This window comes from Tessaracoccus terricola (assembly GCF_054776555.1).
Map to the genome: position 1 here is coordinate 638,993 of NZ_BAAHBS010000004.1, position 19,861 is coordinate 658,853.

At 69.2% G+C, this 19,861-nt stretch carries 15 protein-coding genes; 11 read left to right on the forward strand and 4 right to left on the reverse strand.

Translation table 11 applies throughout. From position 1 onward, the window contains the following. Positions 1 to 227: 227 nt before the first annotated feature. Together relB and ACYU7G_RS08630 are read left to right on the forward strand one after the other, a co-directional pair. Positions 228 to 497, forward strand: a complete 270-nt coding sequence (gene relB / locus ACYU7G_RS08625; protein ID WP_461106777.1) for a type II toxin-antitoxin system RelB family antitoxin — start codon at positions 228 to 230, stop codon at positions 495 to 497. Beyond that, positions 497 to 763 (forward strand): type II toxin-antitoxin system RelE family toxin, encoded by a 267-nt coding sequence (locus ACYU7G_RS08630; protein ID WP_461106779.1) that lies wholly within the window; start codon positions 497 to 499, stop codon positions 761 to 763. Before relB ends, ACYU7G_RS08630 begins: the two co-directional genes overlap by 1 nt. A 23-nt stretch (positions 764 to 786) precedes the next feature. Here ACYU7G_RS08630 and ACYU7G_RS08635 read toward each other — a convergent pair whose 3' ends face one another. Next, on the reverse strand, positions 787 to 1,941 hold the full coding sequence (locus ACYU7G_RS08635; protein ID WP_461106781.1) for a site-specific integrase: 1,155 nt from the start codon (positions 1,939 to 1,941) through the stop codon (positions 787 to 789). A 434-nt stretch (positions 1,942 to 2,375) separates the two neighbouring features. On the opposite strand from ACYU7G_RS08635, the gene ptsP reads away from it, so the two are divergent. Together ptsP and ACYU7G_RS08645 are read left to right on the forward strand one after the other, a co-directional pair. After that, positions 2,376 to 4,055, forward strand: a complete 1,680-nt coding sequence (ptsP, locus tag ACYU7G_RS08640; RefSeq protein WP_461106783.1) for a phosphoenolpyruvate--protein phosphotransferase — start codon at positions 2,376 to 2,378, stop codon at positions 4,053 to 4,055. Positions 4,056 to 4,107: 52 nt separating this feature from the next. Then, positions 4,108 to 4,374, forward strand: coding sequence for an HPr family phosphocarrier protein (locus tag ACYU7G_RS08645; protein WP_461106785.1), 267 nt, complete (start codon positions 4,108 to 4,110; stop codon positions 4,372 to 4,374). 16 nt (positions 4,375 to 4,390) lie between these two features. Here the strand turns inward: ACYU7G_RS08645 and ACYU7G_RS08650 are convergent, their stop codons facing one another. Next, positions 4,391 to 4,657 carry a hypothetical protein gene (locus ACYU7G_RS08650; RefSeq protein WP_461106787.1) on the reverse strand — a complete coding sequence of 89 codons (267 nt, stop codon included), beginning with the start codon at positions 4,655 to 4,657 and terminating at the stop codon, positions 4,391 to 4,393. Between the two features lie 125 nt (positions 4,658 to 4,782). Between ACYU7G_RS08650 and glmU the strand changes: the two genes are divergently transcribed. The 6 genes from glmU (at position 4,783) to ACYU7G_RS08680 (ending at position 12,558) form a co-directional block, all read left to right on the forward strand. Continuing rightward, the gene (gene glmU, locus ACYU7G_RS08655) at positions 4,783 to 6,264 is read left to right on the forward strand and encodes a bifunctional UDP-N-acetylglucosamine diphosphorylase/glucosamine-1-phosphate N-acetyltransferase GlmU (protein WP_461106789.1); all 1,482 of its coding nucleotides are present in this window, start codon (positions 4,783 to 4,785) and stop codon (positions 6,262 to 6,264) included. Positions 6,265 to 6,273: 9 nt separating this feature from the next. Beyond that, on the forward strand, positions 6,274 to 7,254 hold the full coding sequence (locus tag ACYU7G_RS08660) for a ribose-phosphate diphosphokinase (RefSeq protein ID WP_461106792.1): 981 nt from the start codon (positions 6,274 to 6,276) through the stop codon (positions 7,252 to 7,254). Between the two features lies 1 nt (position 7,255). Further along, positions 7,256 to 8,209 carry an L-lactate dehydrogenase gene (locus tag ACYU7G_RS08665; protein WP_461106794.1) on the forward strand — a complete coding sequence of 318 codons (954 nt, stop codon included), beginning with the start codon at positions 7,256 to 7,258 and terminating at the stop codon, positions 8,207 to 8,209. A gap of 141 nt (positions 8,210 to 8,350) precedes the next feature. Continuing rightward, a complete protein-coding gene (locus ACYU7G_RS08670) occupies positions 8,351 to 9,094 on the forward strand; it encodes an ABC transporter ATP-binding protein (RefSeq protein WP_461106796.1) in 744 nt (247 codons plus the stop codon). Between the two features lie 5 nt (positions 9,095 to 9,099). After that, on the forward strand, positions 9,100 to 11,520 hold the full coding sequence (locus ACYU7G_RS08675; RefSeq protein WP_461106798.1) for an ABC transporter permease: 2,421 nt from the start codon (positions 9,100 to 9,102) through the stop codon (positions 11,518 to 11,520). 141 nt (positions 11,521 to 11,661) lie between these two features. Continuing rightward, on the forward strand, positions 11,662 to 12,558 hold the full coding sequence (locus ACYU7G_RS08680; RefSeq protein ID WP_461106800.1) for a GTP-binding protein LepA: 897 nt from the start codon (positions 11,662 to 11,664) through the stop codon (positions 12,556 to 12,558). Here ACYU7G_RS08680 and ACYU7G_RS08685 read toward each other — a convergent pair. Beyond that, on the reverse strand, positions 12,555 to 13,640 hold the full coding sequence (locus ACYU7G_RS08685; protein ID WP_461106802.1) for a HEAT repeat domain-containing protein: 1,086 nt from the start codon (positions 13,638 to 13,640) through the stop codon (positions 12,555 to 12,557). The two genes, ACYU7G_RS08680 and ACYU7G_RS08685, sit on opposite strands and share 4 nt — an antisense overlap. A gap of 16 nt (positions 13,641 to 13,656) precedes the next feature. Beyond that, positions 13,657 to 17,106 (reverse strand): ABC transporter ATP-binding protein/permease, encoded by a 3,450-nt coding sequence (locus ACYU7G_RS08690; protein ID WP_461106804.1) that lies wholly within the window; start codon positions 17,104 to 17,106, stop codon positions 13,657 to 13,659. A gap of 170 nt (positions 17,107 to 17,276) precedes the next feature. Between ACYU7G_RS08690 and ACYU7G_RS08695 the strand changes: the two genes are divergently transcribed. Beyond that, a complete protein-coding gene (locus ACYU7G_RS08695; RefSeq protein ID WP_461106806.1) occupies positions 17,277 to 19,817 on the forward strand; it encodes a polysaccharide lyase family 8 super-sandwich domain-containing protein in 2,541 nt (846 codons plus the stop codon). The last annotated feature ends 44 nt before the right edge of the window (positions 19,818 to 19,861 follow it).

Below are 19,861 nucleotides of genomic sequence, written 5' to 3' on the forward strand. Positions count from 1 at the left end.
GGACAGGACGGCGCGCCTGGCGGTCGAACAGGTGAGAGGTAGAAGTGAGCGAAAGTCGAGTGTTGAGCCGCGCATATCTTCGACTGATGCCCGAGCCCATCAGGAGAGTCAGAACCGTTGGCGGCGCGAGCAGTTGCGTAACCGGCGGCCATCTTCCCCATCGCGGTGATGGGGTAGAAAGTCGGTCGACCTTGTTTTGGCAGGTCCCGCGAGGCATCATTGTTTACATGTCTACACCAGTGCTGAGCGTTCGCCTCCCGGAAGACGTCAAGCATCGACTCGACGCCCTGAGTGAGGCTACGGGCCGCCCCGTGGCGTTCTACGTGCGCGAAGCGGTCGTAGAGCACCTGGAACACCTCGAATGGGCCTACGACGTGGCGGCACGAGCTGAAGCAATCCGGGCTGGAGCACGTGAGACGGTGCCGCTCGATGAGGTTGCCCGTGGTCTGGGACTCGACCCCGAAGAACTGCGCGCTGACGCGAGCCACGTCGACTGATGGCATGGAGGGTTCAGGTCGATGCTGACTGCGAGCGATCGCTCCGGAAGCTGGACCGCCAAGTCGCGCGCCGTATCCTGACCAAGCTCTACGCGTTGGCCGAACTGCAGGAGCCCCAGACGCGTTGCAAAGCGCTCACGGGGCCACTCGCGGGACTGTGGCGGCTCCGCGTGGGTGACTTCCGTGTGCTGCTCGACATCCGCAGGGGTGAGTTGGTCATCGTTGCACTCGATGCCGACCATCGGAGCTCGATCTACGACGACTGAAGCCAGTCAACCCGCAAGCACGACTAGGTAGTTGTGTTCTGCTGCCACGCCTTGGACATGTTTCGCGCTCGTTCGGCGTCGCGTTCCGCCGTTGCTCTCTGGTATCGCAGCGCCATCGTGGGTGTTGTGTGTCCGAGCATGTTCTGGATCTCGCGGACGGTGGCGCCGGCGCTGGCGGCGAGGGTGGCGGCCGTGGATCTGAGGTCGTGATCCCGGAGGTCCTCGCGACCAATGGCCTTGGCGGCCTTCTTGTGGATGCGGCGGAGGACGTCGTGGTTCAGAGGCCCGCCGTCGTCGGCCGGGAAGAGGAGATCCTCGGGCTTGAGCTTTCCGCGGCTCTTGCGCCACGTTTTGAGCGACGCGACGGTGTGGGGGAGCAGCGAGAGCGTCCTACGCGAGGCCTTCGTCTTGGGATCCTGGATGGCCAGCGTTCTGGGTCCGGTTTCTCCCAGGCGGGCCAGAGATCCTGCGATCGTGACCGTCTGAGCATCGAGGTCGAGGTCCTTGTCCCTGAGCGCAAGTACTTCGCCGAGGCGGAGCCCGCAGGTCACTTGGAGGGTGAGTGCCGCATGGGCCCATGGGACGTCGATGGAACCGAGGTACTGCTGGGCCTCTGACACTGTGAGGACCTCGGGGTCGCGTTTCCGCTCCGGTGACCCCGCCCCCTTCAACGTGCAGGGTGTTGCGTCGATCAGGCCAGCCAGCACGGCGTCCTTGAACACTGAGACGACCAGCTCGTAGGCCTTGCCGCCCTGCGTGGCTCTGGTGCTCGGCGGGCCGCTCCATCGCCACTTGTAGACGTCGTCGCGCGTGACCTCGGTCAGGAGCAGGTCCCCGAACTCGGTGCCTTGGATGGTCAACCTTGCGAGCGTCCGGTAGTTGTCGGCCGTGGTGGTCTTGAGCGGTCGCCTCGACCGTGTTTGCCTCTCGTTGATGCAGCGCTCCAGCCATTCGGAGACCGTTGGGCCGGCCAATGCGGCCTGCTCTGCCGCCAATGCCTCTTCTTCGGCCTCCGCGCGTGCCTGGGGACTGGTCCACCCGTCCTCCATCAGGCGACGTTCCTGTCCGAGCCAGGCGAAGGCGTCCTCCTTGTGGGTGAAGGTTGTGGGGCCGCTGTGGCGGCGTCCGTCGCGGCCGATGTAGCTGGCCTGGTAGCGGCCGCTCGGCAGCCTCCGCAAGGCCCCGAAGCTGTTTCGCCCCATCATTCCCCACGCCCTTTCGTGCAACATACGTGCAACATCCATGTCACACGACGGCGTGTCAGGAAGTCAAACGTCGTAGTCAGATGTGTTTGTTTGAGCGTTAGGAGCGGTGTCGCAGTAGGTTCGACTCCTACCCGGGGAGCTGGGCACGACGCGCAGCCGTCCGACGCTGGCTGGCGCACTCTGCTCCGTCTCCGATGCCAACTGCGCCAGCCAAGTGCGCCACCTTGATTGAGTGGCGCACTCTGCTCCGTCTCCGGTGCTGAGTGCGCCATCCACCTACACGGCGGGGGAGCGTGTGCCGTAACTCTGGAACTCCCACACGGGCAGAGGCCCGAGTCGTTACTATCGACCCACCGCGCGACGAATCCCGAGGTCATTGACGACCCCGCAACGCAAGGAGGCAGGCGATGAACGACTCCCAGCTGACCGGCACCGGCGTGGTGCCCGGCATCGCCCATGCACCGGCGGCCTGGCTGCGGCAACTGCAGTTGCCGCCGCTGGACGAGGGGGTCGTCGAAGAGGGGGAGCGGGATGCGGAGAAGGAGAAGCTCCTTGTGGCGGTGGCCACCGTCGCGGACCGCTACGACGCCCGCGCGGCAACTGCGACGGGTGCCGCCAACGAGGTGCTCACGGCGACGGCGGGGCTGGCCCGTGACCGCGGCTGGACCCGGGCGGCGTCGAAGCTGGTGGCCGCCGGTTCACGCGCGCCGAAGGCGGTGAGCGAGGCGATCGCGACCTTCGTGGCCCAGTTCGAGCAGTTGGGCGGCGTGATGGCCGAGCGCACCACGGACCTCAAGGACATCCGCGACCGCGTCACGGCGGAGCTGCTCGGCCTGCCCGAGCCGGGGATCCCGGACCCGGGGGAGCCGTTCGTGCTGATGGCAGCCGACCTCGCGCCGGCTGACACGGCAGGGCTGGACCCGGAGCGCACCGTCGCCCTCGTCACGGAACTGGGCGGTCCCACCAGCCACACCGCCATCATCGCCCGCCAGCTCGGCATCCCGTGCGTGGTCGCCGTCGCGGGTCTGGACGCCGCCGTCGCAGAGGGCACGTCGGTACTCGTGGACGGCACCTCGGGCACCGTCCGGTGGGGCGTGCCCGACGACGAGGCCGCCCAACTGGTGGCCAAGGACGTCGAGCGCCGCGAGGCCATCAAGGCCTGGACCGGACCCGCCGCGCTGGCCTCCGGTGAGCGCGTGCAGTTGCTCGCCAACGTCGCCGACGGCGCAGCCGCCCGGAAGGCTGCCCCCACCGCGGCGGAGGGCGTCGGCCTGTTCCGCACCGAACTGGGCTTCCTCTCCGCCCAGACCGAGCCGACCGCCGAGGAGCAGGGCTCCCTCTACCGGGAGGTGCTCGACGCCTTCCCCGGCAAGAAGGTGGTCATCCGCACCCTCGACGCGGGCTCCGACAAGCCCGTCCCCTTCGTCAACCACGAGCACGAGGAGAACCCCGCGCTGGGAGTCCGCGGCGTGCGGCTATCGTTCGCCCGCGACGGCCTGCTCGCGCGCCAGCTCGACGGCGTCGCCGCGGCCCGAGACTCCCAGGAGGGCGACAAGTCCGAGGTGTGGGTGATGGCGCCGATGATCGCCACGGTCGACGAGGCCCGCCGGTTCGCCGAGGAGACCCGTGCCCGTGGCCTGAAGGCCGGGATCATGGTGGAGGTCCCCTCGGTGGCGCTGCTCGCCGACGCGTTCCTGCGCGAGGTGGACTTCATGTCCATCGGCACCAACGATCTCACGCAGTACACGATGGCCGCCGACCGCCTCGCCGCCGACCTCGCCCACCTCACCAACCCCTGGCAGCCCGCGGTGCTGCAACTCGTGGCCCGCACCGCCGAGGCCGGTGTCGGAGCCGGCAAGCCCGTGGGGGTCTGCGGAGAGGCGGCCGCGGACCCGCTGCTGGCCTGCGTCCTGGTGGGGATGGGCATCACGTCACTGTCCATGGCTGGGGGCGCCATCTCCGCCGTTGGTGCCCAGCTGGGCCAGGTCACCCGCGCGCAGTGCGAGGACGCCGCGGTGGCCGCACTGGCAGCCACCACCGCGGAGGCCGCCCGGCAGGTGGCGCTCGACATGCTGGCTAGCGCCTGAACAAGTCCAACCGTCGCAGGCGCGGCGGATGATGAGAAGGAGAGATGAAGATATGGCAAGCAAGAACGTGGTTGTCGGTTCCGCCGTCGGTCTGCACGCCCGCCCAGCCGCGCTCATCGCAGCCGCAGCCGCGGAGTACGACGACGACATCACCATCCGCCTCGCCTCGGCGGACCCCGGCAAGGGCGTCGACGCCGGCTCCAGCATGATGATCATGACCCTCGGCGCGAAGAAGGGGGCGGAGGTGGTGGTGGAGTCCGACAACGAGGCCGCCGTCGACGAGATCGCCGCCCTCGTCGAGCAGGACCTCGACGCCTGAGACCGTTGCTGCTCGCTTACGCGTCCCGCTCGGGCTCCTCCTGCTGGAGGCGCTCCTCGATCGTCTCCTCGACAGCCGGGTCGTCCTCGCGGCGCAGGACCTCGTCCACCGGCGCGGAGCCGTCCGCAACCAGGTCCGCCGCGTCGACGCCGTCGAAGACCAGTTCCTCTGTGGACAGGTCCTCGGCCGTCACCTCCCCGTACGGGTGCTCGGCGTCCGCCACCTCCTCGGGATCCAGGTCCTCGAGGCCGTCGATGTTGCCGTCTTGTGCGTCCATGCTCATGGAACCAGCCTGCCCCATGTCGGGGTGCAAGTCGATGGCGGTGACTCGTCGGCGTGGCCCGTTCGGCCAGTCCCGGCTGGTAGGCTCGCCGGGCATACTCCTGCCAGCAGCATTGGAGAATCGATGTGACAGATCACGCCGATGACTTGAGCCCGGTTTCCGCCGTGGTGGTCCTCGCCGCAGGCGGTGGCACCCGGATGAAGTCGAAGAAGGCCACCCTCCTGCACGAGGTGTCCGGGAAGACGATGCTGAGCTACGCCGTCTCCGCCGCAGCCGCGCTGGACCCGGAACGCCTCGTCGTCGTGGTGGGTCACCTCCGTGACCAGGTGGCCGAACACCTCGAGACGCTCTCCACCACCGTCAGTACCGCCATCCAGGACGAACAGCTCGGCACCGGCCACGCCGTCGCCGCCGGGCTCGGCGCCCTGGGTGAGATCTCGGGCGAGGTGGTGGTCACCTACGGTGACGTCCCGATGCTCACCGGCACCACCCTGCGCAAGCTCGTGGCGATCCACCGGGCCCACAACTTCGGCGTCACGCTGCTGACCGCCCACGTCGACGAGCCCACCGGCTACGGCCGCATCATCCGCGAGGGTGACAAGGTGGTGGGGATCGTCGAGCAGGCCGACGCCACCGAGGACCAGCGGGCCATCAAGGAGATCAACTCCGGCATCTACGTCTTCGAGGCCGAACTGCTGCGCGCCGGTCTGGCGCAGTTGGACACCGACAACGCCGCCGGGGAGCACAACCTGACCGACGTGGTCCGCTTCGCCAACCAGCGCGGCGACCGCATCGGCAGCTACGTCACCGACGACGTCTGGCAGACCGAGGGCGTCAACGACAGGGTCCAGCTCGCCCGCCTGAACGCCGAGATGAACCGTCGGATCCTCGACGCGTGGATGCTCGCGGGCGTCACCATCGTGGACCCGGGCTCCACCTGGATCGACGTCGACGTGGACCTCGCGCCCGACGTCGTGCTCATGCCCGGAACCATCCTGCAGGGTGCCACCACAATCGGGGAGGACGCAGTCATCGGCCCCGACACCACGCTGATGGACGTGGAGGTCGGCGCCGGCGCTGAGGTGATCCGCTCCCATGGGTCCTTCGCCATCATCGGGGAGCGGGCCGTCGTCGGCCCGTTCAGCTACCTGCGCCCCGGCACCCAGCTGGGGACCAAGGGCAAGATCGGGGCCTTCGTCGAGACCAAGAACGCGATCATCGGGGACGGCTCCAAGGTGCCGCACCTGTCCTACGCGGGCGACGCGGTGATCGGGGACGACGTCAACATCGGCGCCGGCACGATCTTCGCCAACTACGACGGCGTCAACAAGTCCACCACCCACGTCGGCGATGCGGCCTTCGTCGGGTCGAACTCTGTGCTGGTCGCCCCGGTCGACATCGCACCCGGGGGCTTCGTCGCCGCCGGGTCCACGGTCACCGAGGACGTGCCTGCCGGCGGGCTCGCCGTGGCCCGCGGCCACCAGCACGTCGCGGAGGGCTGGGTCGGCAAGCGACGTCCCGGTTCGAAGGCCGACGAGGCCGCCAAGTCTCACGACGGGAAGATCCATCCCGCCGTCGAAGAATCCCGAGCGAAGCAGAAGGGCTGACCCGCACCCATGACCCACCAAGTCCACCACACCGCGAACAACAAGCACATCATGTTGTTCTCGGGCCGTGCCTATCCCGAACTCGCCGAGGAAGTGGCGAACCTGATGGGAGAGGAACTGGTGCCCACCCGGGCCCTCGCCTACGCCAACTCGGAGATCTACGTCCGGTTCGAGGAGTCCGTCCGGGGCTGCGACGCCTTCGTCATCCAGTCCCACGCCGCGCCGGTCAACGAGTGGATCATGGAGCAGCTGATCATGGTCGACGCGCTGAAGCGGGCCTCCGCCAAGCGCATCACCGTGGTGGCGCCGTTCTACCCGTATGCTCGCCAGGACAAGAAGCACCTCGGCCGTGAGCCCATCTCCGCCCGCCTGATCGCTGACCTGTTCAAAGCAGCCGGCGCGGACCGCATCATGTCGGTGGACCTGCACGCCGCCCAGATCCAGGGCTTCTTCGACGGCCCCGTTGACCACCTGTGGGGGCTCCCGGTCCTCAGCGACTACGTCAAGGAGAACTACGACGCCACCCAGATGTGCGTCGTCTCCCCGGACGCCGGCCGCGTCCGCCACGCCGACATGTGGTCCGACGTGCTCGGAGCGCCGCTGGCCATCGTGCACAAGCGCCGCGACCCGAACAAGGCCAACACCGTCGAGGTGCACGAGGTGGTCGGCGACGTGAAGGGCAAGATCTGCCTGCTGGTCGACGACATGATCGACACCGCCGGAACCATCGCCCAGGCCGCGTCCGCGCTGCAGGAGCGAGGTGCCTCCAAGGTCATCGTCGCGGCCACCCACCCGGTGCTGTCCGGGCCCGCGGCCCAGCGCCTGAACGACTCGGGCATCGCCGAGGTGATCGTCACCAACACGCTGCCCATCACGTGCGACCCGATCAACAACCTCACCGTGTTGTCCATCGCCCCGCTGATCGCCAAGGCCATCAACGCGGTCTTCAACGACGGTTCGGTCACCGAACTCTTCGGCGGACAGGCCTGACGTGCCCACCGCCGCCAGAGTCCCCAAGGTCTCGGTCATCGGAGCCGGCGGCGTCGGCTCGTCGCTGGCCTATGCCGCGCTGATCAAGGGCGTCGCCCGCTACGTGGTGCTGCACGACATCAACGCGAAGAAGGTCCGCGCCGAGGCCCTGGACATGGCGCATGGCAGCCAGTTCTTCCCGCAGGCCACCGTCGAGGGCTCCGACGACGTCGAGATCACGCGTGACTCCGACATCGTCGTGGTCACGGCGGGGGCCAAGCAGAAGCCGGGGGAGACCCGGATGGACCTGGCGCACTCGACGGTGAACCTGATGAAGAAGGTGATCCCGCCGCTGGTGGAGCGCTCGCCGGAGGCCATCTTCCTGATGGTCACCAACCCCGTCGACGTGGTGACGCACGCCGCGCTGAAGATCAGCGGCCTGCCGCCGAACCAGGTGTTCGGCTCCGGCACCGTGCTCGACTCGTCGCGGCTGCGCTACCTGGTGGCGCACGCCTGCGGCGTCGCGGTCCGCAACGTGCACGCCTACATCCTCGGCGAGCACGGCGACTCGCAGATCCCCATCTGGAGCAGCGCCACCATCGGTGGCGTGCCGCTGCTGGACTGGGAGCGCATGACGGGCCTGCTGGGGGAGTCGGTGCGCGATGCAATCGCCGACGACGTGGTCAACGCCGCCTACGAGGTGATCGCGGGCAAGGGGGCCACCAACTACGCCATCGGCCTGGCCGGTACCGAGATCATCGAGGCCGTCCTGCGCAACGAACACCGGGTGATGCCGGTCTCCGCGCTGCTGGACGACTGGTACGGCATCAAGGACGTCTGCATGGCGGTACCCACCGTCGTCGACCGGCAGGGTGCGGGTCGCAGCCTGCGTCAGCCCCTGCAGGACGGGGAACTGGGGGCCCTCCACGACTCCGCCCAGGTGATCCGGGCCACGCTGCGCGAGCTGGGGTTCTAGGAGGCGGGCGGCGCGCAGGGCCACGGTCAGGGGCGGGTCCGCCCAGGGTCTTAGCGAGGAGCCTCCGGTCAGCGGCCGCAGGCCGATTCGCGGCGGCGAGGCGGTCAATAGGGTCGAGCTGTCCCTCCAGAAAGGCTCCTGATGACTGTGACCAGCGCCCCGCCCGCAGCCTGCGGCACCCGAAACCTCACCAAGGTCTACGCACCGAACAGTGACCGCCCCGTCGTCGCCGTCAACGACGTCTCGGTCAGCATCCGTCCGGGATCCTTCACCGCCATCATGGGGCCGTCGGGGTCCGGCAAGTCCACCCTCATGCACTGCATGGCCGGGCTGGACCGGGCCACCAGCGGGGACGCGTTCATCGGCCTCGACAACCTCTCGACCCTGCCGGAGAAGAAGGTCACCCGGGTCCGCCGGGACAAGGTTGGCTTCGTGTTCCAGTCGTTCAACCTGCTGCCCACCCTCACGGCCGCGCAGAACATCGTCCTGCCGCTGGAGTTGGCCGGCCGCAAGGTGGACCGGCAGCACTTCGAGGGCATCACGACCTCCCTGGGGCTCGCCGACCGCCTCACGCACCGCCCCAGCCAGCTCTCCGGCGGCCAGCAGCAGCGCGTCGCCATCGCCCGCGCCCTGGTCACCCGCCCCGAGGTGATCTTCGCCGACGAGCCCACCGGCGCCCTCGACTCCCGCACCGGCACGGCCCTGCTCGAGTACCTGAGCCGAGCCTCCCGGGAGCAGGACCAGACCATCATCATGGTCACCCACGACCCGAAGGCCGCCGCCTACGCGGACCGCGCCCTGGTCCTGCTCGACGGCAGCATCGTCGACGACGTGGCCGAGCCCACCGCGGACCGCATGCTGGACATCCTCGGAAAGCTCGGGTGACGCGCATGCTCAGGGATGCCATCAACGAGATCCGGCTGCACCCGACGCGCTTCATCGCGACGCTCCTGGCCATCGCCATCAGCGTGGGCTTCATCGCCGCCATCTCCACCGTCGTCAACACCGAGTCCGAGGCCATCGGACGCTCCAACGCGCTGCCGATGAGCCGAGCCGACGTCGTCGTGCTCGGCCAGTACGACGACGCGGCCGCCGTGATCGAGGCCATCGAAGGGGTCGACGGCGTCAGCGCCGCGGCCACCGGAATGACCAACAGGACCATGCTCAGCGCGGGCGACGCCACCGTCATGGTCAACCTCCTCGACGTCCCCGGCGAGGAGTTCCGCTGGGCGGAGCTCGCCGAGGGGCGCTGGCCCACCGGCACCACCGAGGTGGTGCTGTCCACCGACGGGCTCGACAAGCTCGGCGTCGCGGTTGGCGACAGCGTCCACCTCGGCAGCACCGACGGTCCCGCGCTCACGGTCGTGGGCAGCACGAAGGACGCCCGGTCCCTGTTCTCCACCACGGCCTACGCCGAGACGAGCGAGCTCATGGGCAGCGGCGGCTGGGCCAACATCTTCGTGGTCCGCACCGCCGACGGTGCCGACGTCGCAGACGTCATCCCCGCCATCGAGGAGGCGCTGCCCGCGCAGCCCGGTGGTGAGGCGGCCGACGTGCTGACCGGCGCCGAGGCGCGGCAGCAGGCGGTCAACGAAATGACCGGCGACGTCGACATCTTCAAGTACCTCTTGTACGCCTTCGCGGGCGTCGCGCTGCTGGTGGGGATGATCATCATCTCCAACACCTTCACCATCCTGCTGACGCAGCGGCGTCGCCAAGTGGGCCTGCTCCGCGCCGTCGGGGCATCGACGGGGCAGGTGCGCGGCCGGCTCGTGGCCGAGGCCTTCCTGCTCGGGATCATCGGTTCCCTGATCGGCGTCGGCGTGGGGCTCGGGGTGGCCGCGATCGCCGGCAGCATCACCGGCTCCATCTTCTGGGGGCTGGTGGTGCAGCCGCTCGAACTGGGAGTGGCGGTGGCCGTGGGTGTGCTCGCCACCCTCGTCTCCGCGATCGGGCCGACCCTCGCCGCCACCCGCGTCAAGCCGCTGGAGGCGCTGCAGACCGTGCCCACCGCAGCCGAGGCCAAGCGGGCCAGCGCCGTGCGGGTGGTGCTGTGCGCCCTGCTGGCCGCCGGCGGCATCGCGCTCGTGGCGGTCAGCCGCAGCAACACGGAGTACTCGCTGGTGTGGGCGATGGGTGCCGGCTTCCTGATCTCCATCGCCGTCCTGGCCGCGGCGCCGGTGTACGTCGCGCCCATCCTGCGCGGGCTTGGCCGGGTGTTCGGGTTCGCCGGGCCGACGGTGCGGCTGGCCGCGGAGAACGCCGCCCGGAACCCGAAGCGCGCCGCCGCCACCACCGTCGCCCTGATGCTGGCGGTGGGGCTGGTGGTGACCCTGCAGGTGGGTCTGGCCAGCGTCCGCACCTCCGGCATGGCGGTCATCGACGAGGAGTTCCCCGTCGACATCACGGCGGCCACCGACGTCGCACTCTCCGAGGAGTTCGTCGACGACGTCCGGGCCGCCGAGGGTGCCCAGAGCGTGGTCACCGTGCAGAGCAAGCCCGCGGAGATCGACTGGCCGGTCAGGGTGCGCAGCACCAACCCGGCCCGCGCGGAACTCGGGCTCCCACAGGACACGGCCGTGGCCGACGACGAGATCCTGATGTACGTCGGCGCCACCGATGCCTCGGAGGTCACCGTCGAGGGCGTAGACGGGCCCGTCACGCTCAAGGTGCGCAAGGCGGAGGGGATCCCGCCCGAGGGGCCCGAGGTCTCGCAGGCCACCTTCGAACGCTTGTCGGGCGATGCCGTCACCACCGAGATCTGGGTGAAGCTGACCGACCGGACCTCCGCCACCGCCCTCAACGAGGTGACCAAGGCCATCGAGGCCGGCGGCTACCAGATGGAGACCGGCGGCGGCGCCGTGATCGCGGGCATCCTGGAGCAGGTCCTCGACGTCCTCCTGCTGGTGCTCACGGCACTGCTCGGGGTGGCGGTCCTGATCGCCCTCGTCGGTGTCTCCAACACGCTGGGCCTGTCCGTGATCGAGCGGCAGCGGGAGTCCGCCCTGCTGCGTGCGTTGGGGATGCAGCGGGCCGGTCTGCGGCTGATGCTGTTGGCAGAAGCCCTCCTGCTGGCTGTCCTGGGCACGGCCATCGGCATCATCGCCGGGGTGTTCTTCGGGTGGCTGGGCGTCTCGTCGGCGTTCCTGATGATGTCGGAGTCGGTGTCCATCGACCTCCACCTCGGCATCGACGTGCCGCTCACGCTGGTGCTGATCGGGGTGTGCGTGGCCGCCGCCGCCCTCGCCTCCGTGCTGCCCGGCCGTCGGGCCGCCAACGCCACCCCGACGGAGGCGCTGGCCGCCGAGTAGCGCCCCACCGGCCACCACGCCACCGCGACCCGACGCGCCGAAGGATTTGGACGGAAGGGGCACCCGTGCCCCTTCCGCTGATTCTGGTCGGCGTGTCGGGTCGTCCGGGCCCGGCTGAACTGCCCGGCTACAGTGGGTGTCGTGGCAGCCCCGCGGATCACCGAAGCCTCCCTGAAGCAGTTCGTGCTCGAGCTGGGGGACAAGCACCCTCCCATCGAACTCGGGTCCGCCGACCGCACGGTGCACGACCCGGAGGCGGTCAAGGCCCGGTTCGCCGGCGTCATCGACTACCTCGCCCGCGTGGAGCTCGAGGTGGACCGCAACGTGCTGGAGCTGTTGACGATCCTGCCCAACGTGTCCGAGGTGGACAAGATCTTCTACCAGGACGTCTGGTACGACCAGGAGATGGCCCACGGCTACCTGCTGGACCAGCTGCAGGCGGACCTGGGCATGGAACCGGCCGAGCCGTTCATGACCATCCCCATCCGGATGAAGCTGCTCGGCGCGCTCGCACACTGGGAGCCGATCCACGACATCTCCCGGCTGCTGTACTACCTCACCGGCGCCTCCACGGAGCGGCAGGCGGTGCTCGCCTACAGCAACCTCACCAAGGAGCTCAAGCGGATGGGGGAGACCGCCATCGCGGAGACCATCATCCACCCCATCAAGCAGCAGGAGCCCGGCCACTTCGCGTTCTACAAGATGAGCGCGGAGAAGATGATCCAGGACGAGGAGCTCAAGCCCTGGCAGCTCTACGTCGCCAGGCTGCTGCGCTCCAAGAGCTTCACCATGGTGGGCGTCGACTACGTCAAGCAGTACCAGCGCCACTTCGGCGGCGTCATGAAGGCCCTCTCGATGGACCAGGAGATGGAGGTCTACGCCAAGGAGATCGGCCGCCTCGAGGCCCGGCTGCTGTGGGCCAACGAGAAGGGCATGGACTTCCCGCCCTACTTCCTGAAGGCGTTGCGGGAGTCGGTGGAGATGTACGAGGCGCAGGGCAACTTCGACCGCCCCAACCCGCACAAGTTCGTCCTCTAGGCGCGAAGACGGTCTCGGCTGAGCCTGCTCGCAACCGTGCGCAGCCGGGGGTCCTCGGCGTCGACGAGCGACTCGATCGCGGCCTCGGCCACCGGGCCCGGCGTCTGCCCGAGCGCCACGAGGGCCTCGTAGCGCACCAGCGCGCTGGAATCGGTCAGGGCGAGCACCAGCGCCGACGCCGCGTCCTCGGCCCCGATGAACCCCAGGGCCTCCGCGGCGCGGGCGCGCAGGGTCGCGTCGCCCTCCCGGAGCGCCGCGAGCAGCGGATGCACCGCGGCCGCCCCGACGGCACCGAGCGCGGTCACCACCGGATCCGGCGCAGCCGTCCGAGCCAGCGCCGCAACCAGGGCGGCGACGGCGTCCGCCCCGCCCAGCGCACCCAGCGACTGCGCCGCCTTGGCCGCCACCCTGGGCTCCTCGTCGTGCAGCAGGGGTGCCAGGTCGGAGACGGCGGTCACGTCCCCCAGCTTGCCCAGCACGTGGGCGAACTGGAACCGGACGGCCGGGTCGGGATCGGCGAGCCTGGCCACCACCGCGTCCGTGGCCTCGCTGCCGTGGTGCACCAGCGCCCACGTCAGGCCCTCGCGCACGCCTTCGGCCGGGTCCGTGGCGAGCCGTTCCACGAGCTCGGCCACCGGCGCCGACGACGAGGCCTCCAGCGATGCGCGGAACCGGACGGCGGCGTCGGGATGGCGCAGCCGCTCGGACAGCGCCGCCACCTCCAGGACCTCCTCCCAGCCCGCGTCGGCCGCACTGCGCAGGCGGGTCAGGCGGCGCAACAACTCCTGCTCGGCGGCGATCCGCTCCTCGACGGCGTCGATGTGGCGCTCCAGGGCCTCGGCCGCGTCGAAGTCGGCGGAGTCGAGGGCGGCGGCCACCTCGTCGAGGCTGAGTCCGAGCGACTTGAGGTGCTGGATCCGCAGCAGCCGCTCGACGTCGCCAGCCGAGTAGAGCCGGTAGTCGCCGCTCGAGCGCCCGCTCGGCACCAGCAGCCCGCGCTCGTCCCAGTGGTGCAGCGTCCGCACGCTCAACCCCGTGCGGCGAGCAACCTCGCCCACCCGCAGCCACACCTCGTCGTCCATGCGGCAACGCTAGCCGCTACTCGCTGCGGAGTGCCTCCACCGGGTCCTTGCGGGAGGCGGCCGACGAGGGAATCAGGCCCGCGAGGAACGTCAGCAGCACGCTGATGAACACCAGGACGACGGCACCCTGCCACGGCAGCACGGCGACGTTGGCGACGTCGAAGTTGGCGAGCACGATGGCGTTGGCGGGCACGGTGAGCGCCAGGGTGATGAGGATGCCGAGCAGGCCGGCGACGAAACCGACGATGACGGTCTCGGCGTTGAACACGCGACCGATGTCACCCTTGCTGGCGCCGATCGAGCGCAGGATGCCGATCTCCTTCCTGCGCTCCAGCACCGAGATGTAGGTGATGACACCGATCATGATCGACGAGACCACCAGCGAGATCGCGACGAACGCGATCAGCACGTAGCTGACCATGTTCACGATGTCGGTGACCGAGCTCATCAGGGTGCCGACGAGGTCGGTCCAGGCGATGACCTGCTCCTCATGGCCGGCGGCGCGGTGCTCGTCGTTGTAGGCGTTCAGGATGTCGGTGATGTGGCCCTTCGACTCGAAGTCGACGGGGTAGATGTCGATGCGCGACGGTTCGGCGAAGTCGGCGTACCCCAGCCGACGCAGGTTGCCGTCCGCGCTGCCGGCGCGCGTGGTGGACATCGACACCAGCAGTTGGGTGAGTTCCTCGGGGTCCATGTTGAAGCTGAACGCCTCGGCGAAGGCGTCCTCGTCGATGCTCATGGCCTCCGGCAGCGCCGTGGCGAGCTGCCCCATCGTGTCCTGCATGGCGGAGGTGAGCTGGCTCTCGAGCGCGGTGGCGATCTGGCCGCCGATCTCCTCCATGTAGACCCCCATCACCTGCTGCATGTAGCCGCCGAGGGCCGCCTGCAGTTGCTGCTCGACGGGGGAGAAGTCCACCAGTTCACCCAGGCCCGCCTGCGCCTGGGGTGAGGCGAGGAAGGCGGGCAGGTTGGCGGTCACGTCGGTGGGGTCGAGCCCGTTGGCCAGTGCGAAGGCGAGGTACTCGTCCACCAGTTGCGTCATCGGTTCGGTGCCGACGGCCAGTGCGTCCTCGGCCTGCGCCAGCGCCGCCAGGCCCTCGGGGGAGGCGAGGAACAGGGGCAGGTTGGTGGCCACGTCGGCCGGGTCGAGTCCGTTGGCCTCGGCATGGGTGAGGTAGCCGGACACGAGCAGCAGCGGCAGTTCCGCGTTGTCCCCGAGGCTCTCCTGCGCCTGTGCGACGATCTCCTGCCCCGGCTCGGAGGCGAGGAAGATCGGCAGGTTGGCCTCGACGTCGGCCGGGTCGACGCCGGCCTGCTGCGCGAACTCGAGGTAACCGGTGAGCAGGGCGGGGGTGGCCGCCAGCAGTGGCTGCAGTTCGGCCTCGGGCAGCTCGGGGACCCGGATCACCTCGGACAGGTCGATGCCGGCGACGACGGCGTCGAGGTCGATTGGCGGCAGCAGGGAGGGGTCCACCTCGATCTCGGGCATGGTGATGTCCAGCCCGGACAGGTCCAGCTGCAGCTTGGACTCGTCGACGGTGAAGGCGGCGGCGATGGCCTCCTCGTCGATGGTGATCAGCTCGGCGAGGTCCAGGTCCGCCATCGGGTCGCGGTCCTGGTCCGAGGCGAAGGTGTTGCCCGTGAACACGTTGACCGACGGCTCCGCGAGCTGGTCGCGCACGATCCCGGTCCCGGCGGCCCGCTCCGCGATCTCCATGGTCAGGGCGGGGGTGTAGTAGATGCCGGAGGCCAGCGCCACCGTCGAGGCGTCCTCTTTGGGGGCGACGACGCCGACGATGTCCAGGTCCTCGCCCGCGGCCACCAGGGAGCGCAGGTGGGCGGCGTCGCCGGACTTGTCGGTCCACACGTCGAAGGTCTCGTCGCGGACGTAGTAGTCGGTGGCGTCCACCACCTTGAAGGAGACGTCCATCAACTCGTCGTAGTCGAAGGTGAGCCGCTCCTCGGGGACCTCCACCTCCTCCTCGTTGACCATGTCCTCGACCATCCGGTCCAGCTCGGCCGGGTCGCGCAGCCCCATGGCGTAGAGCAGGAAGTCACTGATGCCGCCGCCGGGGCTGAGGACCACCACGGCCTCGTCGGCGCCCTCGGGCCACTCGCCGGCCACGACGTCGAACTGCGACTCCACCAGCGTCAGGTCTCCCATCAGTTGGGAGAACGCGTTGGTGCCGAACGACGACGTCAGCGCGTTCCCGCTGGTGGGGTCCGCGGCCAGCCCCATGGAGGAGAACGTGGTGTCCGGGTTCAGCTGGCGGACGCCGTCGGAGGTGTCGGCGCTGAAGATCTGCGGGGTGACGTCGTAGGCGTACTCGACGGCGTTGGTGTAGCGGCTGATCCCGCCGCCGTCGTCGTCCAGGAACTCCTTCAGCGTGGCCAGGTCGTTGGTGCCGACACTGTTGAACATGGTGCCCAGCAGTTTGCGTTCCCGCACCGGCTTGGTGCCGTTGCCGGCCGAGCCCTCGGCCTCCTCCTCGTCCTGGCCGCCCGCGCCGCCGGCCAGGAAGGACGTCATGTCCAGGCCCTGTGACTGGATGGTAAGCGGGTACATCGAGAGCGTCTCCTCCTCGACGTTCTTGATGTAGGAGTTCACGCCGTTGGCGAGCGCGAGGATGGCCGCGATCCCGATGATCCCGATGCTGCCCGCGAAGGACGTCATCAGCGTGCGGCCCTTCTTGGTCATCAGGTTGTTGAACGAGAGTGCCAGCGCCGTGAGGAAGGACATGCTGGTGCGCTTGGCGCGGTGCCCCGTGTCCTCGAGGGCGGCATCCGGCTGGAACGGGTCACTGTCGGCGACGACGACGCCGTCGCTGAGCTGCACGATCCGGGTGGCGTGGGCCTCGGCCAGCTCGGGGTTGTGCGTCACCATGACCACCAGCCGGTCCTTGGCGATGGCCGTCAGCAGGGCCATGATCTGGACGCTGGTGGCGGTGTCGAGTGCGCCGGTGGGCTCGTCGGCGAGCAGGATCTCGGGGTCGTTGACGAGCGCGCGGGCGATGGCGACGCGCTGCATCTGCCCGCCCGAGAGCTGGTTCGGGCGCTTGTGGACGTGCTGCTCGAGCCCCACCTCCGTCAGGGCCGCCAGGGCACGGTTGCGGCGTTCGGTGCGGGAGACCCCGGCCAGCGTGAGCGCCAGTTCGACGTTGGCCAGGACGCTCTGGTGGGGGATCAGGTTGTAGGACTGGAAGACGAACCCGATGCGGTTGTTGCGGTAGGTGTCCCAGTCCCGGTCCCGGTACTCCTTGGTGGAGACGCCGTCGATGACGAGGTCCCCGGAGTCGTAGTGGTCCAGGCCGCCGACGATGTTGAGCATCGTGGTCTTGCCGGAGCCGGAGGTGCCGAGGACGGCGACGAACTCGTTGTCGCGGAAGGCGATGGAGACGTCGTCCAGTGCCACCTGGGTGAAATCACCGGTGGTGTAGGACTTCCTGATGTCGGTGAGTTGGAGCACGCGAGGACTTTCGGGAACGAGCGGGGTCGGCTCGTTCAGGCTACCCGCGGGCTCCAACAGGACTCACGGCGGGCGAGCGAATGTGGCCGACGGTAAGCGGATTCCCGCCAGAGGCCGTACGGTGCTGGTTGACCCACCATCCACCCCCCAAAGATGGAGGAAAGATCGCAATGAAGCGCAGAACAGTTCTCAAGGCCGGCGCCGCAGCGTCCCTCGGAGGTGTCATCGGCATCCCGGGCTGGACCGTCCCGACGGCCAGGGCCGACGCGGCGGACCTGTCCCGGATCCTCGACAACTTCGTGGAGATCTACGCGGGTGCCGACGCCGACCGGAGTGACCCGGCCGTCGCGGCCAAGATCCGGAAGATCCAGACCGACGCCGCCGGCCGACTCCGAGGCATGGCGGACCCGACTTCCCTCCCGGACACCGCCGACCGGCTGTTCGACGACCTGCCGCTCGGGACCCGGGCGGAGGGAAACTACACCAACACGTTCCTCCGCCTCGCAGACCTCGCCCTCGCCACCGTCACGCCCGGCACCACGCAGTTCGGGGACGGCTCGCTGCAGACGCGGGTCCTGGCCGGTATCGACTGGGTCCACCGTGCCTGGTACTCGGACCAGGCCGCAGGCTACTTCGGCAACTGGTACGCGTGGGAGATTGGCATCCCCACCAACCTGACCCGCGCCCTGGGTCTCCTGCACGAGCAGGTCGGCGCCCACGACCCGGACCTGGTGGCGAGGTGCGTCGCGACGATGGATGCCTACCTGCGCAACGGCACGGACGGCGACGTGGACCTGGGTTCACGCTTCCACACGGGAGCCAACCTGGCCGACATCACCATGAACCGCATCGTCCAGGGCGCACTGCTCGGCGACGAGGCACGGGTGCGCAAGGCGGTCGAGGACCAGTCGACCGTGTTCGCCACCATCGACCCTGGCAACCTCGTCCACGGCAACACCGACGGCTACTACGCCGACGGGTCGTTCATCCAGCACCACACCGTCGCCTACACGGGCTCCTACGGCCGCGTCCTGCTGATGAAGGTGATGCTGAGCCTAAAGATGCTGGGCGAGACCGGGTACGAACCCTCGGAACTGGTGCCCACCGCGCACCGCTGGATCACTGCGGGCTTCGCGCCGGTGATCTACCAGGGCTACATGATGGAGATCGTCAAGGGCCGGGCGGTCTCCCGCACCGGCACCGGCTACGCGGACGTGGTAACAGTGGTGGAGGGGGCAACGGACCTCTCGCGCCACCTGGAGGGCGACGCCGCGGCGCAGATGAGGGCCTACGTGAAGTACCTGGCCACCGTCGCCCCCGCCGCCCCCAACACCGGTGGTTTCACCTCGCCCGCCACCATCGGCGCCTACGGGAACATCATCGCCGACCCTGCCGTGGAGGCCGCCAACATCGTGCCGGAGACCGCGCACTTCACCTTCAACGCCATGGAGAAGGACGTGCACCTCCGGCCCGGCTACGGGTTCGCCGTCGCTCGCAGTTCCAGTCGGATCAGCAAGTACGAGTACATGAGCGGGGACAACCTCCAACCCTGGTTCCAGGGCGACGGCACCACCTACCTCTACCTCGCCGGACAGGACCAGAGCGCCCACTTCGGCACCGACTTCTACGCCACGGCAGGCGCCTACGCGCTGGGCGGGGTGACCGCCCCGGTGGAGCAGCGGCTCACCGTCCCGCAGGCCTACGGACGCAACTGGTACGAGAACCCGGACCACCCGCTGGAGTTCACGTCGTCCTCGGTCTCGCAGAACACCTACGTCTACTTCCCGCTGGGGGTCAACGACCACTCGGGAGGTGTGCACCTCGACGACTACGGCGTCGCATCCATCGTGGTGGCCGACGACGTGGCCTGGCGAGACCGGCAGCGCGGCATCCTGCCGGAGGACTTCGTGGCCTACCCGAACGCCCGCGGCGCCAAGTCGTACTTCATGCTGGACGACCACGTCGTCGTCCTCGGCGCCGGCCTGGGTGACGACCACGGCCGTTCCGCCACGACGGCGATCGATGCCCGTACCTGTCCGCCCGGGCACCGGATCGAGGTCTCTGGACAGGGCGTCGACGGCACCACCGCGGCGGCCGCGGGGTCACTGCCCTGGGCGCGGTGGGCCGACGAGACGGCTGCGGCCGCAGTGGGCTACGTCGTCCTGGACGGGCCGGCCGTGGAGCTCGTGGACTTCCAGGCCAGCGTCTCGCGCTCCGAGATCCGGGCGAACAACAGTGGTCTGGCCGAACGCCGCGTGGTGTCCCTGGGCTACCGCCACGCCGTCGGGGCCCGCGACAGCATCGCCCACGTGCTGCTGCCCGGCGCCAGTGAGGCGCAGGTGCGGGCAGAGGCCGGGGCCCCGTCGGTGAGGATCCTCCGCAACGACTCCACCGTGCAGGCCCTGGAGTACGGCGCGGCGAAGTTGTCCGGCTATGTCTTCTTCGGGGCAGGGAAGGTGGGACGGGTCTCGAGCGAGGCGCCGGTCACGGCCATGGTGCGCAACCTGGGAGGCGGCCGCTGGAAGGTGGCCTTCAGTGACCCGATCCGCACCCAGAAGGTGTTGCGGATCGCCATGCAGGGCCGGTTCCACAAGGTGGGCGGCGACGACGACGTGGCCGTCGACTTCCGGCGGGGGCAGACGGAGATCACGGTGGCCGCGTCGGACGGGATCGGGCGGACCCACACCGTCGAACTGGCTGCCGGTCGATAGGTTCCGTGGCCCTTTGGGAAGGAGAGGGGGAGTGGGGTAAGCTG

What these genes read in the sequence shown, in the direction of transcription:
- ACYU7G_RS08645 (WP_461106785.1), top strand. Translation starts at nt 4,108, where the DNA reads ATGGCAAGCAAGAACGTGGTTGTCGGTTCCGCCGTCGGTCTGCACGCC.
- ACYU7G_RS08630 (WP_461106779.1), top strand. Translation starts at nt 497, where the DNA reads ATGGCATGGAGGGTTCAGGTCGATGCTGACTGCGAGCGATCGCTCCGG.
- ACYU7G_RS08675 (WP_461106798.1), top strand. Translation starts at nt 9,100, where the DNA reads ATGCTCAGGGATGCCATCAACGAGATCCGGCTGCACCCGACGCGCTTC.
- ACYU7G_RS08650 (WP_461106787.1), bottom strand. Translation starts at nt 4,657, where the DNA reads ATGAGCATGGACGCACAAGACGGCAACATCGACGGCCTCGAGGACCTG.
- ACYU7G_RS08685 (WP_461106802.1), bottom strand. Translation starts at nt 13,640, where the DNA reads ATGGACGACGAGGTGTGGCTGCGGGTGGGCGAGGTTGCTCGCCGCACG.
- ACYU7G_RS08695 (WP_461106806.1), top strand. Translation starts at nt 17,277, where the DNA reads ATGAAGCGCAGAACAGTTCTCAAGGCCGGCGCCGCAGCGTCCCTCGGA.
- ACYU7G_RS08660 (WP_461106792.1), top strand. Translation starts at nt 6,274, where the DNA reads ATGACCCACCAAGTCCACCACACCGCGAACAACAAGCACATCATGTTG.
- ACYU7G_RS08670 (WP_461106796.1), top strand. Translation starts at nt 8,351, where the DNA reads ATGACTGTGACCAGCGCCCCGCCCGCAGCCTGCGGCACCCGAAACCTC.
- relB (WP_461106777.1), top strand. Translation starts at nt 228, where the DNA reads ATGTCTACACCAGTGCTGAGCGTTCGCCTCCCGGAAGACGTCAAGCAT.
- ptsP (WP_461106783.1), top strand. Translation starts at nt 2,376, where the DNA reads ATGAACGACTCCCAGCTGACCGGCACCGGCGTGGTGCCCGGCATCGCC.